This window comes from Rhodococcus sp. WS3 (assembly GCF_003797085.1).
Lineage (GTDB): Bacteria > Actinomycetota > Actinomycetes > Mycobacteriales > Mycobacteriaceae > Rhodococcus_F > Rhodococcus_F globerula.
In genome coordinates this window covers 1,016,384-1,033,475 of record NZ_RKMA01000001.1, presented here as the reverse complement: position 1 = coordinate 1,033,475, position 17,092 = coordinate 1,016,384, and the positions used below count along the sequence as shown (strand labels likewise).

Annotated in this window: 12 protein-coding genes; 10 read left to right on the top strand and 2 right to left on the bottom strand. The window is 61.9% G+C overall.

The features are described from left to right. Positions 1-86 precede the first annotated feature (86 nt). From eat to eutC, 3 genes are read left to right on the top strand one after another with little or no spacing between them, the layout of a single operon-like run. A complete protein-coding gene (eat, locus tag EEB13_RS04560) occupies positions 87-1,550 on the top strand; it encodes an ethanolamine permease (RefSeq protein WP_092801744.1) in 1,464 nt (487 codons plus the stop codon). Further along, positions 1,547-2,959, top strand: coding sequence for an ethanolamine ammonia-lyase subunit EutB (locus tag EEB13_RS04555; RefSeq protein WP_045070874.1), 1,413 nt, complete (start codon positions 1,547-1,549; stop codon positions 2,957-2,959). The genes eat and EEB13_RS04555 overlap by 4 nt, the downstream gene beginning before the upstream one ends. Further along, entirely contained in the window at positions 2,956-3,729 is a 774-nt protein-coding gene (eutC, locus tag EEB13_RS04550) for an ethanolamine ammonia-lyase subunit EutC (RefSeq protein ID WP_116101666.1), read from the top strand. The genes EEB13_RS04555 and eutC overlap by 4 nt, the downstream gene beginning before the upstream one ends. 15 nt (positions 3,730-3,744) lie before the next feature. Here the strand turns inward: eutC and EEB13_RS04545 are convergent, their stop codons facing one another. After that, positions 3,745-4,620, bottom strand: coding sequence for a glycosyltransferase (locus tag EEB13_RS04545; protein ID WP_141484697.1), 876 nt, complete (start codon positions 4,618-4,620; stop codon positions 3,745-3,747). 186 nt (positions 4,621-4,806) lie between these two features. Here EEB13_RS04545 and EEB13_RS04540 point away from each other — a divergent pair, with 186 nt between their 5' ends. The 6 genes from EEB13_RS04540 (at position 4,807) to EEB13_RS04515 (ending at position 13,162) form a co-directional block, all read left to right on the top strand. After that, entirely contained in the window at positions 4,807-5,352 is a 546-nt protein-coding gene (locus EEB13_RS04540; protein ID WP_033236954.1) for a hypothetical protein, read from the top strand. Positions 5,353-5,571: 219 nt separating this feature from the next. Then, positions 5,572-6,921 (top strand): MFS transporter, encoded by a 1,350-nt coding sequence (locus EEB13_RS04535; RefSeq protein WP_045070869.1) that lies wholly within the window; start codon positions 5,572-5,574, stop codon positions 6,919-6,921. Positions 6,922-7,086: 165 nt separating this feature from the next. Further along, positions 7,087-8,724 carry an AMP-binding protein gene (locus EEB13_RS04530; RefSeq protein WP_141484696.1) on the top strand — a complete coding sequence of 546 codons (1,638 nt, stop codon included), beginning with the start codon at positions 7,087-7,089 and terminating at the stop codon, positions 8,722-8,724. A 3-nt stretch (positions 8,725-8,727) separates the two neighbouring features. Then, the gene (locus EEB13_RS04525; protein WP_141484695.1) at positions 8,728-10,395 is read left to right on the top strand and encodes a sigma-54-dependent Fis family transcriptional regulator; all 1,668 of its coding nucleotides are present in this window, start codon (positions 8,728-8,730) and stop codon (positions 10,393-10,395) included. A gap of 107 nt (positions 10,396-10,502) precedes the next feature. After that, on the top strand, positions 10,503-12,002 hold the full coding sequence (locus tag EEB13_RS04520; RefSeq protein WP_033236968.1) for an aldehyde dehydrogenase family protein: 1,500 nt from the start codon (positions 10,503-10,505) through the stop codon (positions 12,000-12,002). 47 nt (positions 12,003-12,049) lie between these two features. Then, a complete protein-coding gene (locus EEB13_RS04515) occupies positions 12,050-13,162 on the top strand; it encodes an NDMA-dependent alcohol dehydrogenase (protein WP_033236951.1) in 1,113 nt (370 codons plus the stop codon). Between the two features lie 36 nt (positions 13,163-13,198). On the opposite strand, the gene EEB13_RS04510 is transcribed toward EEB13_RS04515, so the two are convergent. Beyond that, positions 13,199-14,662, bottom strand: a complete 1,464-nt coding sequence (locus EEB13_RS04510; RefSeq protein WP_141484694.1) for a hypothetical protein — start codon at positions 14,660-14,662, stop codon at positions 13,199-13,201. A gap of 107 nt (positions 14,663-14,769) precedes the next feature. Here EEB13_RS04510 and EEB13_RS04505 point away from each other — a divergent pair, with 107 nt between their 5' ends. Beyond that, positions 14,770-17,004: an MMPL family transporter gene (locus EEB13_RS04505; RefSeq protein ID WP_045070865.1), complete on the top strand. Its 2,235-nt coding sequence runs from the start codon at positions 14,770-14,772 to the stop codon at positions 17,002-17,004. Positions 17,005-17,092: the final 88 nt, after the last annotated feature.

Here is a 17,092-nt window from a genome sequence, read left to right as displayed (position 1 = left end):
GGCGATTGCCAGTTACTTCTCACCCATACTGTTGAGCCACGCGGCGCCGGGCACTGGCGTCGTTGAATTCTTGACCGATTCAGAGGATGGACATGTCTCTTTCCGAGCACGTGCCGGACAAGTCGACGGGCGCGCACCACGACGGCGCCGATTTTCATGCAGAAGACAATTCGTATCTCGAAAAACGAACACTCCGCAAAGGCACGGCAGGATGGGTGCTGCTGGCCGGATTGGGAGTCAGCTATGTGATTTCCGGCGACTATGCCGGATGGAACAACGGACTGGCCGAGGGCGGATTCGGCGGTCTGTTGATTGCTGCAGTTGTCATCGCCGGCATGTACTTGGCGATGGTGCTGGGCATGGCCGAGATGTCGTCGGCTCTCCCGGCTGCTGGTGGCGGGTACACGTTCGCCCGTCGTGCCTTGGGTCCGTGGGGTGGATTTGCCACCGGCACTGCGATTCTCATCGAGTATTCCATCGCACCGGCTGCCATTGCGACGTTCATCGGTGCGTACGTCGAGTCGCTCAATCTGTTCGGAATCACCGACGGTTGGTGGGTCTACCTCGCGGTGTACGCGATCTTCATCGGCATTCACCTCACCGGTGCCGGTGAGGCGCTCAAGGCGATGTTCGTGATTACCGCCATTGCTCTCGTCGGCCTTGTCGTCTTTGCGGTTTCCGCTGTGGGACTGTTCGATTCGTCGAATCTCACCGACATCGCCGTCGATACTTCCGCGGCCGGGTCGTCGTCGTTCCTGCCCTTCGGGTTGATCGGAATCTGGGCGGCAGTTCCCTTCGCGATCTGGTTCTTCCTTGCGGTGGAAGGTGTTCCGCTCGCAGCCGAGGAAGCGCGCGAGCCGGAGAAGAACGTCCCGCGCGGCATCATCATCAGCATGCTGATCCTGATCGTCACGGGCGCAGCCGTTCTGTTCCTGGCGACCGGCGCATTGGGTGCCGACGCGTTGTCCACGTCCGGAAACCCGCTGGTCGAAGCGCTCGGTGACAGTGGCGCCGCCAAGGTTGTCAACTACATCGGGCTCGCCGGCCTGGTCGCGAGTTTCTTCTCGATCATGTACGCGTACTCCCGTCAGACCTTTGCGCTCTCGCGTGCCGGATACCTGCCCAAGAACCTGTCGGTGACAAACAAACGCAAGGCCCCGACACTTGCGCTCGTAGTCCCCGGAGTCATCGGGTTTGCCCTGTCGCTCACCGGAGAAGGCGCGATGCTGCTGAACATGGCGGTGTTCGGCGCGGCTGTCAGCTACGTGCTGATGATGGTGAGCCACATCGTGCTTCGCAAGCGGGAGCCGAACATGCCCCGTCCGTATCGGACTCCCGGCGGAATTGCCACCACTTCATTTGCTCTTGTCGTCGCAGCGATATCCGTGGTCGCCACGTTCCTGGTCGATCCGATCGCAGCACTTCTCACGCTCGTCGCGTTCGGTGTTCTCATGGCCTATTTTGGTCTCTACAGTCGACATCATCTTGTTGCCAACTCGCCGGACGAGGAGTTTGCTGTACTTGCACAGGCGGAAGAAGAACTGGAATGAGCATGTACCACCAACAGGTTTCGGGCACGACTTACTCGTTCGAGAGTCTCGTCGACCTCATGGCCAAGGCGACACCACTTCGATCAGGTGACGAACTGGCCGGTTGCGCGGCGCACTCCGACGCGGAACGCGCTGCTGCCCAGTGGGTTCTGGCAGATCTTCCGTTGAAAGTATTTCTGGAAGATCTCCTGGTTCCGTACGAGGACGACGAGGTCACTCGGCTCATCATCGACAGTCACAACCGTCTGGCGTTCCAACCGATCGCGCACCTGACCGTCGGCGGCTTGCGGGACTGGCTCCTCGAGACTGCGTCGGCGCCAGGTGCCGCGGCACAACTTGCGGCGGTGAGTCCTGGATTGACCCCGGAGATGGTAGCGGCGGTCAGCAAGATCATGCGTAATCAGGATCTGATTGCGGTCGCGAAGGCGATCAACGTCACCGCAGGCTTCCGGACCACCATCGGTCTGCCTGGTCGGCTGAGCACCCGGCTACAACCCAACCATCCCACCGACGACCCGCGGGGAATCGCCGCGGCCACGCTCGACGGTCTCCTCCTGGGTTGCGGCGACGCCGTCATCGGGATCAACCCGGCAACGGACTCTCCGCAGGCCACATCGGATCTGTTGCACCTCCTCGACGACATCCGGCAGCGATTCGAGATTCCGACACAATCCTGCGTGCTCTCCCACGTGACCACGACGATCGGACTGATCGAATCCGGTGTACCGGTCGATCTCGTCTTCCAGTCGATTGCCGGCACCGAAGGCGCCAATTCCGGCTTCGGAGTGAGTATTCCGCTGCTCCGAGAAGGTAACGAAGCCGGTCGGTCCTTGAACCGGGGGACTGTCGGGAACAACGTCATGTATCTCGAGACCGGGCAGGGTTCGGCGCTCAGTTCCGGCGCTCACCTCGGCACCGGCGGCGCTCCCGTCGATCAACAAACTCTCGAAACGCGCGCGTACGCGGTGGCACGCGACCTCGAACCACTCCTGGTCAACACCGTCGTCGGATTCATCGGGCCTGAGTACCTGTACGACGGTAAACAGATCATCCGAGCGGGCCTCGAGGATCATTTCTGCGGCAAACTGCTGGGACTGCCGATGGGCGTTGACGTGTGTTACACCAACCACGCCGAGGCCGACCAGGATGACATGGACAACCTGTTGACCCTGCTCGGCGTGGCGGGTGCGGCATTTGTGATCGCGGTTCCCGGGGCGGACGACGTGATGCTCGGGTATCAGAGTCTGGCATTCCATGACGCGTTGTACGTGCGCCGGGTGCTGGGGCTGCAACCCGCCCCGGAGTTCGAGGCATGGCTGCACGGATTGGGGATGACGGACGGAGATGGACGATTACTGCCCGTAGACGCCTCGCTCTCGCCGCTGCGAGCCCTGACGGTGAACCGATGAGCGACGACGCGGCACCGGTTGTCGATTTCTGGAGTCCGCTCCGTTCGACAACGCAGTCTCGAATCGGGTTGGGCCGCACCGGAGATTCGTTGCCCACCACGCGAGTACTCGAGTTCAAAGCCGCTCACGCTGCCGCGCGGGATGCCGTTCACGTACCGCTTGATTCTGAGATTCTCGCTCGGCGGGTCGAAGCCGTCGGAATCGGAGCGCCCGTGGTGGTGACCAGCGGCGCGTCCACCCGGAGCGAGTACTTACGCCGACCCGATTTGGGACGCCGGCCGGCTGATCTGCGTGCGATCGAAACGTCGGACCAGGACATTGGATTCATTCTCGCGGACGGACTTTCACCGCGCGCCCTCATGGATCACGGTGAGCAGTTGCTCGCAGCGCTTGTTGCCGTGCTGGGAACGACGTATTCGATTGCGCCGCCCGTCATCGCGACCAATGCGAGGGTTGCGTTGGGTGATCACATCGCGGCGGCGATGGGTGTGCAGACTGCGGTGGTCCTGATCGGCGAACGGCCTGGACTCTCGGTTGCCGACAGCGTCGGGATCTATCTGACCCATCTTCCTCGAGTCGGGCGCACTGACGCGGACAGAAACTGCATCTCCAACATCCATCCACCGGAAGGTCTGGGCTACGAGCAGGCAGCCCGCGTTGTCGCGGGTTTGGTGGCCGGTGCCCGGAAGCTGGGGCGTTCCGGTGTAGACCTCAAAGACACGTCGCGGGCAGACCAGTTGGCATCTGGTGAGGTGCTGACCCTCGAGTAGCGCCCAGAACAGTGCTCAGATGAAGAGCACTCGATATCTGATGCTTCCCTGAACCTTCCCCACCAGATTGCCGGCGTGGACGAACCACTTACCGCGAGGCATCGGGCAAATCCGTTGGGGTACAAGTGGGTTGAAGAGAAGCAAGGCAAGGAGGGTCGCGGCGACGATACGAGGGGCAGTCCGGCGCTGACCGTGTTGGCGGAACCGTGAGTACAACTGCGCCGTGGCGATTCCGTAGGCGCGGGTTTGATTCCACGTTCCTCGGTACGTGTCACGAAGACGGTAGGCAACCACGGCATCGGGTGCGTGTGCCAGCGTCATGCCGGTCAACTGCAGGCGCCAGCAGAGGTCGATATCCTCGCCGGAATTGACGTATCGGAGATCAAATCCGTCCACCTTGTCGAATGCTGCGCGCCAGATGCCGAAGGTGCAGGTAATGCCGTAGGGGAGGAAATCCTCACTGCCGAACTGCGTTCCGGTGAAAGTGCGCCACGTGGCAACCTCGCTCGAGTTGATCGACGCGGTTTCCACCACTCCGCCAACGGCATCCGAGTTCTCGGCGGCGCGGACGATCGCACTGAGCCACGACGGGTGGACGCGATCGTCTGCGTCACAGAATGCGATGAAATCACCACTGGATGCGGCAACCCCGACGTTGCGCGCGTAGCCGCCGCCCCGTCCGGCCGACGCATCCACCAGGCGGAGGGAAAGGGCATCGGTAGACGGATGGGTCGCGATGTACGCGGCGAGTCCGTCGGTGGAACCGTTGTCGGCAACGACGACTTCGAGTGCTCCCTCGTAATCCTGCGAGGAAAGCGCGGTCAGCTGTTCGCCGATGTGGTCCATGGCGTTATACGCAGGGATTACCACGGACACAAGGTGCGGTTTCACGCGCCAAAGATACCGTATGCCTGGTAAAGCCGCTGCGTCGGATTTGCCGCTGGTCGCAGGTAGCAGCGCTGGTGTGGCCGCTCCTGTGATGTGATTGCTGTCGAGCCCGTCAGGGCTTGCGATTCTGTTTCGGTATGTCGCACCAGTGTGAGAGCCGCCAAGGCGGCACGTGATGAGGAGAGAACGATGGCCTTTGCCGGCAACGTGGACGAATTGGCGCTGCTTCAGTCGGTGCGGCTCAAGGAACGCGTCGGATCGGGTGTTCTTGCCGAGCACCTGGGAGTGAGTGCAGCATCCGGACAGGCCGCGTACGACGCCCTGGTCGAACAGGGTAAGGCCGTGGAGAGCGACAATGAGATCAGTCTGACGGACAAGGGTCTCGCCGAGCTGAACGATCAGCTCGATGCCGAGCGCGTGTCCATCGACGAGGATTCGATTCTCGAGGTCCTCGAAGCCTTCCTGCCGTTGGACGAGGAATTCTCAGCTCTCCTCGCCAGTGCTGACGCCGCGTCGCTGGCAGAGCTGGATCGCCGCGCGTCCAACGTGTTCGACGATCTGTCCGCGTTTGTTCCGCGCCTGTCGCGGTATCAGGACTTGTTCTCCGACGCGCTTGCGAAAGTTCAAGCGGGGGAGTCGAAGTGGATTGCGGAACAGGGAATCGACTCGTACGCCACGGTGTGGGTGGAGATCCGCCAGGAGTTGTGCGAGGCGGCTGGCAAGTCGGAGAACTGAGCGTAGTTTCTCGCAGTTGGCCGTCCGTCTCCCCCGGGAGTCGGACGGCCTTCGTCGTGTCACAGCGAAGTGAAACTCGTTACTTCAGGACATGAAGCGTGATGCGCATCACCCCCCACCCCCTTTCGGGGGTAGTGCGGGGGTGAGCCGGATCACTACCTTTCCTCTTATCGACGGTGAAGCCCACAGGGCAACACCACCGGACCACGGAGGAATCGAGTGACCACAGTCTCTCCAGCAGGGGGATCGAGTGCCGCAGGCACTGCGGCAGCCCCCGCGAAGACAACGAGTGTGCGGCGAGTTGCCATCGCCAGTTGTATCGGCACGACCATTGAGTTCTACGACTTCTTCATCTACGGAACCGCTGCGGCGCTTGTCTTTCCGACGGTCTTCTTTCCGGCGCTCGGGGCCACTGCCGGCACAGTGGCGTCGTTCGCGACCTTTGCCGTTGCCTTCATCGCACGGCCGGTCGGCGCAATGTTGTTCGGGCACTTCGGAGATCGCATCGGTCGCAAGAAGACGCTCATCTCCACTCTGTTGCTGATGGGTATTTCGACGCTGCTCATCGGTTTGCTGCCCGGCGCCGACACAATCGGTGTTGCAGCTCCGATCATCTTGGTGCTCTTGCGCTTCGGTCAAGGATTTGCAGTCGGTGGTGAATGGGCGGGCGCAACCCTGCTCACCGCGGAATACGCCCCGCCCGGCAAACGCGGCCTCTACGCCATGTTCCCGCAACTCGGCCCGGCCATTGCTTTTGTTCTCTCGAGCAGCACGTTCCTCATCACCGGCGCAGTTCTCGGCGACACCAACCAGGCATTCCTCGATTACGGCTGGCGAATCCCGTTCCTGTTCTCCATCGTGCTCGTCGGTATCGGCCTCTACATGCGCCTCGCTATCGAAGAAACTCCGGTCTTCAAGGCGGAGCAAGCTGATCGCGTCGCAGCGGAGAAGAACGAAGCCCCCCGCACCCTCCCGTTCCTGGATGCATGGCGTTTCCAGACCAAGGAAATTCTGCTCTCGGCCGGCGCGCTGGCCTGCCTGTTTGCCTTCTTCTACATGGGTACGGCATTCCTCACGAGCTACGGCACCAAGACGCTCGGATTCTCCCGCCCGTTCGTCCTGTCCGTCGGTATTGCGTCCGCCTTTGTCTTCGGCGCCGCGATCATCGTCTCCGCGCTGTACTCGGACCGGATCGGACGTCGCAAGGTCATCATGATCTCGTGTGGTCTGGCTGTGGTGTGGGCACTTATTCTGTTCCCGCTCCTCGATACCGGAACTCCTCTTGCATTCATCCTCGGAATGTTCGGCACTCTGATGATCTTCGGAATCGCCTACGGCCCGTGTGGCGCACTGCTCCCGGAAATGTTCCAGACCCGCTACCGCTACACCGGTGCCGGCCTCGGCTACAACCTCGCCGGAGTGCTCGGTGGCGCAGTGCCGCCGCTGATCGCCGCCCCGCTGGCCTCGGCCTACGGGAGCATGGCCATCGGAATCATGCTCGCAATCCTCGGTGTGGTGAGTCTCGTCTGCACCTGGGCGCTCGTCGAGACCAAGGACCACGCACTGTAAGGACAGAGTCGGGCGGGGTGTCCGGACTTCAGACAGTTACGGACACCCCGCACCGGGAAGTATGTCGTGCATCACACCGAATCGAGTAAATTCGTAGATGAGAGGGTCCGCTGCGGCGGCCCCTCTCATAGGTGCCTGAACAGGCAACCGGAGAGGACAGAACACATGAGTACGCCGCTGCCCAGCTATACGTCCGGAGTATGGGACGGTCCGATGCTGGGCGACACCATCGGAGACAATCTCGATCGCACGGTTGCCGCGCACGGCGACCGTGATGCGTTGATCGACCATGCCAGCGGTCGACGATGGACGTACCGGGAGTTCGCCGAGCAGGTGAACGGGCTCGCTGCCGGACTTCTTTCCCGTGGTGTGGGGAAGGGCGATCGGGTGGGGATGTGGGCTCCCAACTGTCCGGAATGGACGTTCACGCAGTATGCGACGGCAAAGATCGGCGCGATCCTGGTCAACATCAATCCGGCGTATCGCTCGCATGAGTTGCAGTACGTGCTCGAGCAGGCCGGAATCTCGACACTGGTGTCTGCGGCCAGCTTCAAAACCTCGGACTACGCGTCGATGATCGAGACGGTGCGGCCGCAGTGCCCTGATCTGACGTCGGTGATCCTGCTCGGTTCACCCGAGTGGGACGGCGTGCTGGCGGACGGGTTGGCGGCGCAGGCAAGCGATCCGGCTCCTCTCGCCGCTGCGCAGGCTGCGCTGTCTGCGGACGATGCGATCAACATCCAATACACCTCGGGCACTACGGGTTTCCCCAAAGGGGCGACGCTCAGTCATCACAACATTCTCAACAACGGATACTTCGTCGGGGAGTTGTGCCACTACACCGAAATCGACCGCGTGTGCATTCCGGTGCCCTTCTATCACTGCTTCGGCATGGTGATGGGCAACCTTGCATGCACCAGTCACGGTGCCGCGATGGTTATTCCGGGTCCGGCATTCGATCCGCGTGCGGCACTCGAGGCTGTGCAAGCGGAGAACTGCACGTCCCTCTACGGTGTACCGACGATGTTCATCGCAGAGTTGGCGTTGCCGGAGTTCGATACATTCGACCTGTCGAGCCTGCGAACCGGAATCATGGCCGGCTCACCCTGCCCGGTCGAGGTGATGAAGCAGGTCATCGATCGCATGGGGATGGCCGAGGTATCCATCTGTTACGGCATGACCGAGACGTCTCCTGTGTCACTTCAGACCCGTTCGGATGATTCCATCGAGCAGCGAACCGAGACGGTCGGACGAGTCGGGCCGCACCTCGAGATCAAGATCGTGGACCCGGCAACAGGATTGACGGTGCCGCGCGGAGAACCTGGCGAGCTGTGCACGCGCGGGTACTCGGTCATGCTCGGCTACTGGGAGAACGCGGAGAAGACCGCGGAGGCGATCGACGCTGCCCGGTGGATGCATACCGGCGACATCGGTGTCATGGACGAGGCCGGGTACGTCGCGATCACCGGACGGATCAAGGACATGGTCATCCGCGGCGGCGAAAACGTCTACCCCCGCGAGATCGAGGAGTTCCTCTACACCCACCCCGACATCCTCGACGCGCAGGTGATCGGCGTGCCCGACGCCAAGTACGGCGAGGAGTTGATGGTGTGGATTCAGATGCGCGAGGGCGCACGCGAACTGGACGCCGACGCCGTACGTGCCTACTGCACAGGTAAATTGGCGCACTACAAGATTCCGCGGTACGTGCATGTCGTCGACGAATTCCCCATGACCGTCACCGGAAAGGTGCGCAAGATCGCGATGCGCGAACAGGCGATGGAACTGATCGGGCAGGGCTGAGTCGTGTTCGATTCTTCAGGAACTCGCGATCCGGTTCGGCCCGAGATCGCGCTTTCCTGGAAACGCTCGCGGCTCAGCGGAGTCGACCCGTCCGCGGCAATCGCAGTGGATACCGCCGACCAGGACGCCGAGAGCCGGTTGCTGCGCGCGGCTACTCCGGTGCTCGACGAAGTTGCCCAGCAGCTCGCGGGCACCGGATTCTGTGTCCTGCTGGCAGATCGGGAGTGCCGCGTTGTCGCGTCGGTGTACTCGGACCGTCTGGTCGAGCGGACAATCGAGCGTTTGGGTGTAGTCAACGGTTCACGATTCGGTGAAGAACATGCCGGCACCAACGCCCTCGGGACGCCGCTCGAGGTGGGGAGAGCCGTGGTGATCCACGGCGAGGAGCATTTCCTCGACAGCCTCAAAGGTCTCAGTTGCTACGGACAGCCGATTCTGCACCCGGTGACTCGCCGGGTCGAAGGCATTCTCGACATGACCGGTGTTGTCTCGCAAGCTAACCCGCTGTTCGCGCCGTTCCTTGCGAGGGCAGCGGCGGACATCGAGAAGCGCCTACTCGAGGGATCGAAAGCGTCGGAGCAGCGGTTGGTCGACGCATTCCAGAGAGTGTCGCATCAGCGCAACATTGCCGTCGCGGCCATCGGCGACGACATTTTGCTGAGCAACCGAACGGCGTTGGATCTGCTGGACACCGCAGACCACGTATCGCTCCGGTCTTTGATCGCCGACCTCAACCCGGACCAATCGAGATTGGTAACAGTCGAATTGGCGTCCGGTGCACTCGCGCGAGTTCAAGCCGACAGAATTTCCGGCGCCGACGGTGGAGCGCTTTTCCTGGTCGAACCACTCCAGCGTGAGCGGGCGCCAATTCGTCGAACGCACGAGCGGACTCCGTCTCCGGGGGAACGACTGCGCCGCGATCTGATGCGGGCGCGGGCGTCGTCGTCCGCAGTTGCCATCTCGGGTGAAGCAGGTTCCGGTCGAACTTCGGCAGCATCGGACGTGGTCGGGAGCGTCGACGCCAGTTGGCACGATGCCACGCGAATCGCCTTCGACGGCCGTGAGCAATGGGTCACCGATCTCGTGCGAGCTGCCCGAAGGCGCTCGGGTGTTGTCGTGATCGAACAGGTGCAGCTGCTTCCCGATTCGGTGTTGCCCATGATCGCGGACTTGATCGACGCCAGCGCTGAGGGGCCGAGGATCGTTATGACCAGTGGAGCAGTAGCAGACCTACCGCCGACCATCGCGGCGTTGCTCTCGCGTTGCGCTTCCAGAGTTGTCATCGCCCCACTGCGCGAGCGGCAAGCCGAGATTGCCGAGTTGGCGCAGGCGATGCTGGAAGGGATCTCGCCCGAGCTGAGGTTGACCGCCAGTGCTGCCGAGGCGCTCACAGCGGCCAGTTGGCCGGGCAATCTCGCCGAATTGAGAGTTGTGCTGCATCGCGCCGCGGGCGATCGCGTGAGCAATCGCATCGACGTCACCGACCTGCCTGAGGACTATCGCACGACCACCAAGGTGTCGCGGTTGGCAGGACGGGAGAAAGCGGAGCGTCAGGCGATCATCGGAGCGTTGAAAGACTGCGGCGGCAACAAGGTTCACGCGTCGGCGCAGCTCGGTATCAGCCGAAGCACCCTGTACACACGGATGCGGGCGCTCGACATCACTGTGTAGTTGACTGTCCGAATTGAGTTGTACAAAGTTCGGACAGTTAGCACCCCCGGAAGCGCGGAAGTATGGCGTGCATCACATTCGCACCTCACTACTTCAGGGAGTTTCCGATGACGGCAGTAGCCGAGCACACCATCAGTTCCGCGGTACAGGGATTCCTGAACGGATCGAAAAAGCTATACATAGGCGGCGAATTCGTCGATGCCGCTTCGGGTCAGACCTTCTCGACGTACAACCCGGCTGACGGGCAGAAGCTCACCGACGTGGCGCACGGCCAGGCCGAAGACATCGATCGCGCAGTACGGGCTGCCCGCACAGCTTTCGAAGACGGACCGTGGTCGCGCATGAAGGCAAACGAGCGCGAGCGGATGATCTGGCGCGTCGGCGACATCCTCAGTGCCCGCGCCGAAGAGTTCGGTCAGCTCGAAGCTCTCGACAACGGCAAGTCCGTCGCCATCGCCACAGCAGTCGACGTGGCCTGGGCCGCAGACGTTTTCCGCTACTACGCGGGATGGGCCACAAAGATCGAAGGCAGCACGGTCAACGTGTCCATGCCCTTCTCTCCCGGCGGCGAGTTCCACGCATACACACTGCGTGAGGCGATCGGCGTCTGTGGTCTGATCGTGCCGTGGAACTTCCCGCTGCTCATGTCGTCGTGGAAGCTCGCCCCAGCACTTGCCGCCGGCAACACCGTGATCCTCAAGCCCGCTGAGCAGACCCCGCTCACCGCACTGCTTCTCGCGGAGGTCTTCGAAGAAGCCGGCTTCCCGCCCGGTGTCGTCAACATCGTTCCAGGCTTCGGCGATGCAGGTGCTGCACTGTCCGGCCACGACGACGTGGACAAGGTCGCGTTCACCGGTTCCACCGAGGTGGGTAAGAAGATCGTCGACGCCGCCAAGGGCAACCTGAAGAAGGTCACGCTCGAGCTCGGTGGCAAGAGCCCCAATATCGTGTTCGCCGACGCGGATTTCGATGCAGCGGTCGAGGGTTCGCTCAACGCCTGGTTGTTCAACCACGGTCAGTGCTGCGTCGCCGGAACCCGGCTGTACGTCGAGGACTCCATCTTCGAGAAGTTCACCGAAGCCGTCGCGCACGCTGCGAGCCAGGTCAAGATCGGTCCGGGCCTCGATCCCACCACCCAGCTCGGACCGCTGGTGTCGCAGGAGCAGTTCGACAAGGTCACCGGATACCTTCGCGAAGGAATCGCCGACGGCGCACGCGCACTCACCGGCGGCAACCGCTGGGGCGATCAGGGCTACTTCGTCGAGCCGACTGTCTTCGTCGACGTCAAGCCCGAATTCTCCATCGTTCAGGAGGAGATCTTCGGACCCGTCGTGGCAGCGCTGCCGTTCAACGCGGACGACGGACCGATCACTGCCGCAAACGATTCCATCTACGGCCTGGCCGCCGGCATCTGGACCCGGGACATTTCCAAGGCCCATCGCACAGCCAAGCGTCTCAAGGCCGGCTCGGTGTGGATCAACCAGTACAACGGCTTCGACACCGCGATGCCTTTCGGCGGATACAAGCAGTCCGGCTGGGGCCGCGAACTCGGCGCATCCGCCATCGACCTCTACACCCAGACCAAGGCCGTCAACATCGCTCTCTGATCGACCCCATCGCACATTCTCTCGTCCGACAATCAAGGAGATCACCAGTGAAGACCAAAGCTGCTGTACTGCTCGAGCCCGGAAAGCCTTTCGAGATCATGGAACTCGACCTCGACGGCCCGGGCGTGGGTGAGGTACTGATCAAGTACACCGCTGCCGGACTGTGCCATTCGGATCTGCACCTGACCGATGGTGATCTCCCGCCGCGTTACCCGATTGTCGGTGGGCACGAAGGCTCGGGCATCATCGAAGAGGTCGGACCCGGCGTCACGAAGGTCAAGCCGGGCGATCACGTCGTGTGTAGCTTCATCCCGAACTGCGGCACGTGCCGCTACTGCTCGACCGGTCGTCAGAACCTGTGTGACATGGGCGCCACCATCCTCGAAGGTTCCATGCCGGACGGGTCCTTCCGGTTCCATGGCAACGGCCTGGACTTCGGCGGAATGTGCATGCTCGGAACATTTTCCGAGCGGGCCACCATCTCGCAGCACTCGGTCGTCAAGATCGACGACTGGCTTCCCTTGGAGACCGCAGTGGTCGTCGGTTGCGGTGTGCCGTCTGGCTGGGGAACCGCCGTCAACGCCGGTAACCTCCGCGCCGGTGACACCGCGGTGATCTACGGCATCGGTGGCCTCGGTATCAACGCGGTCCAGGGCGCCGTTTCGGCCGGCTGCAAGTACGTCGTTGTGGTCGATCCGGTTGCGCTCAAGCGGGAGACCGCACTGAAATTCGGTGCAACCCATGCCTTTGCGGACGCCGAGAGCGCTGCCGTCAAGGTCAACGAATTGACGTGGGGCCAGGGCGCAGACGCCGCACTGATCCTGGTCGGCACCGTCGACGAGGACGTCGTCAGTGCAGCGACGGCCGTAATCGGCAAGGGCGGCACCGTGGTGATCACGGGACTCGCCGATCCTGCCAAGCTGACCGTTCACGTGTCGGGTACCGACCTGACACTGAACCAGAAGACGATCAAGGGCACGCTGTTCGGATCCATGAATCCGCAGTACGACATCGTGCGCCTGCTGCGTCTCTACGATGCGGGTCAGCTCAAGCTCGACGAACTGATCACCAACACGTACAGCCTCGAAGACGTCAACCAGGGCTACCAGGATCTGCGTGACGGTAAGAACATCCGTGGCGTGATCATTCACGACAAGTAGGACAAACTGCTGTGCGCCTTTGTTAACCGCGGTCGGTTAATAAAGGCGCACAGCGGTTTTTGCTTTTTTCAGGATCTGCATCAGCTTCAACAATGCCGAGAATTTCGCGAACACCGTCCGCCCGACTACCGAGCCGAACGCTGCGGAGTCCGTTGCGTCGAGGGCGTCGAGAAGATCGCGGAAGCTCTGGACTTGTTGCGCCATAACGTCGATGTCCACGTGTGTGGCTGTGTCCGGTTCGCGCAACGCCAGCAGGTATTGCGGCGCTGTCACCAACGCGACGGCCGGAATCTTGCGCTCGAACAGCGGTTCACCCTCACCGAAATGAATGACGGGGCCGGGGGCGACGATTCGACGGTCGCCGCTACCGATGTCGCGCCACAGCGGTGCGACGATATCGTGGACTTCCCGGCTCGTCGCGTAGAGAAGTTCCGGTTCCGGGGTCGCGTCCAACGTATAGGTGCCGAGTACGGTGTCCTCGGTGTCGCCGAGAGCGCCCAGATGCTCGATTGCTATCCCGGCCACCGCACGCGCCTGGCCCGCTTCGCCTTTCCACATGTCGGGGTGGGCCTCCAGCCACGTCGACGTTGCCTGTCCGTGTTCGGACACCGCGGGAATACGCAGGTGACCGGTGGTCAGAACAAACACGTACGACCGTCGATGTGGCTGTGCAACAGCATGGCGAGCCAACTCCATCATGCCGAGGTGGCCGTTCTCCTCGACCCCGTTGGTGCCGTCGCTGTGGGTGATGACCAGAATCGTCTCCGATGGTGAAGTGCCGGGGGAGACGGCCCAGACGGTGTCGGTTGTTGTTCCGGGATGCAAGGTTGCGTCCAAAACGAGAGTCGCCTGCTGACCGGAATGGGCGGCAGTAACGACCTGTGCGCCCTCGTCACCCGCCACCCACACTGCCGGAATATCGTGATACGGCTGGGTGAACGGAAGATACTGTCCCAGAGCGTTGTCCGGCGCAATGCCACGCCACACCGCGATCACGCCGAGGACACCGGCTTTGCGGGCCTTCTCGAGTTTCGGCCCCAACAGCGTCGCGGAGAGCACCGGATTGCGCAGGGTCTCGTCCGTCACCATCGGTCCCCACTCACTCACCAGCAGCGAGCGCGGGAGGTCGACGTGGGGAACCTCGATCACAGCGATAGCACCTTTGGCCTTCGACCACGAGGGGCGCTTGGCATTCAGGTAGACCAGACGTGCGGTGATCCCAGCCGGTCCGGTGAGTCCGGAGTAGGGGAATGCGGACGAGACTGGCACCGGTCCGGTCGGCAGTTCGATGCGCAGTCCGTCGGCACGCTGAGGTAGATCCCAACGCTCGAAGGTATGTGAATCACGGCGTACCTCTAGTCCGAGATCCACGAACTCACGGGCGACTTCCTCGACCACCGCATGATGTGCGTCAGTGCCGGTCAATCGAGGTCCCAGGGCGTCGAGGCGTTGTTGCCCGGACAGAAGTAGGTTGCGGTCGACGCTCTGGCCGTGTGTCATGCGGATGCCTTTCGTGGGGGCTTCTTGGCAAATATCTAGTGCCATAACGCGAATCGGACCGTACCGTATGACGTGGCACCGAGAGTCCACGGCGAGAGAGGCTTACGTTGGCTACCTATTTGTACAGGCTTGGGAAGTTTGCATTCCGTCACAAGTACCTTGTGTTGGCAACGTGGGTGATCGTCATCGCGATTGTCGGCGGCGCGATCGGCGCTACCAGCCCGACGTTCTCGAAAGAATTCAATCTTCCCGGCACGGATTCCCAGCGTGCCACCGAGTTGATGAACGAGAATTTTGCGGCTGCGGCGGAGCAACAAAGCAAGGCATCCACCAGCATTCTTGTCGCGGCCGACGACGGACTTGCTGCGCACAGTGATCAGATCGACCAATTGATCGCGCAGGCAAAGACTCTCCCGGACATCGTTGATCCCGAAACGATCGTCAATCCGGTCGCCCTCGCGGCGGCTGAACCGGCGCTCGCCAGTGCCGTACTGGGCGACGACGGCAAGGTGGGGTTGATCCAGCTCAACCAGTCGATCCGCATCGAGGATCAGACGCAGGCCAACAAGACGGCTTTCCTCGATCTGATGGCCAAGTTCCGTACCGGCGGTTTGCAAGTCGAGGGCACCGGTTCGTTGATGCAGGTCCAGACTGCTGGCGGATTGTCGGAGATGCTTGGCTTCGCGGTGGCGTTCATCGTCATGATCGTGGCCTTCGGTGCACTGATCGCGGCGTTCATTCCGCTGTTCACCGCGATACTCGGCATCGCACTCGCAACGCTGACCGTGACGCTCGGGGCGGGATTCTTCGACATCAACGAGGGTGTCACGGGCATCGTGACGATGATCGGCATTGCCGTCTCGATCGACTACGCGCTGTTCATCGTCTCGCGGTACCGCAGTGAACTCAATCTGGGTGGTAGTAGGGAGGCAGCAGTCGGTCGTGCGGTGGGCACAGCCGGCTCGTCCGTCGTTTTTGCCGGCCTGACCGTTGTGGTTGCCTTGGCAGCGCTGGCCGTGGTGGGTGTACCGATGATCACCCAGATGGGAATCTCGGCTGCGATCGCCGTGATTATTGCGGTGTTGGGCGCGATCACGTTGATCCCGGCTGTTCTCGGGGTGTTCGGCCGCTTTGCCTTCTCGCCGCGCATCCCCGGCCTGCGTCACGGTGACGAGCCCGAATCGATGGAATCGAACGGGCACCGGTGGGCGAAGGTGGTCACCAAGTACCCGTGGCCTATCGCCGGCATTGCGTTGGTTCTGCTGGTGATCGCCGCGATTCCGATGACAAAACTCGAGCTCGGGCTTTCCTTCACTCAGGACGAGGAGCAACCGGCACTCGCGCTGATGCAGCGAGGTTTCGGTGAGGGTGTCAACGGCAAGTTGTTCGTTGTGCTCGACTCTCCCGAGGGGACAGACATCACGCCCGTCGCAGCCAAGACGATTGCGTACATCAAGGGTCTGGACAACGTCGCCACGCCGGATCTCCTGATGTGGACCGGCAACGGCCCGGACGCGGCCAACCCAACCGTTGGGGCAAACTCCGCCCTGATCGCCGTAACTCCGCAGCTATCGCCGAGCGGTCCCGAAACACACGAGTTGATGGATCAGATCCGCGAATACGGGTCGACGGTGAAAGCCGAGGGCGCTGAACTTGGCGTCGCGGGTCAGACGGCGATTGTTGCCGACATGTCGTCGAAACTCAGTTCCGCCCTCATTCCGTATCTGATTGTGGTCGTCGGGCTGGCGTTCATCATCATGATGGTCGTCTTCCGTTCGATCCTGGTTCCGCTGACTGCAACTCTCGGATTCCTGTTCTCCATCTGCGCCACGTTCGGTGCCACGGTGGCGATCTTCCAAGAGGGCGCATTCGGGTTGATCCAGCACACCCAACCGATCATCTCTTTCCTGCCGATCTTCATGATCGGTGTGGTCTTCGGTCTGGCGATGGATTACCAGGTATTCCTCGTGACTCGAATGCGTGAGGAGTACGTACACGGATTGTCGGCAAAGGACGCCATCATCTCGGGGTACACCCACGGTGCGCGAGTGGTCGCGTCAGCGGCGATCATCATGATCTCGGTGTTCGGCGCGTTCATGTTGTCGTCGGAAACCACCAGCAAGATGATGGGCTTCGGACTTGCTGCTGCAGTCTTCTTCGACGCCTTCATCATTCGCATGATTGTGATTCCCGCGGTCATGTCGATTCTCGGAGACTCGGCGTGGAAGCTGCCGGCCTGGCTCGACAAGATCCTGCCCAACGTCGATATCGAGGGCGAAGCGATCCGGCTCATCCCGATCGAACAGGATCCAGACGCAGATCCGGTGCCTGTCGGGGTGTAATGACTTCTCCAATGGAAACCATCCGGTTGGTAACAAAAGTCGGTGCCGCCGCGACAGGTCCGGGGAGAGGCAACGCCTGCCTGGCGTG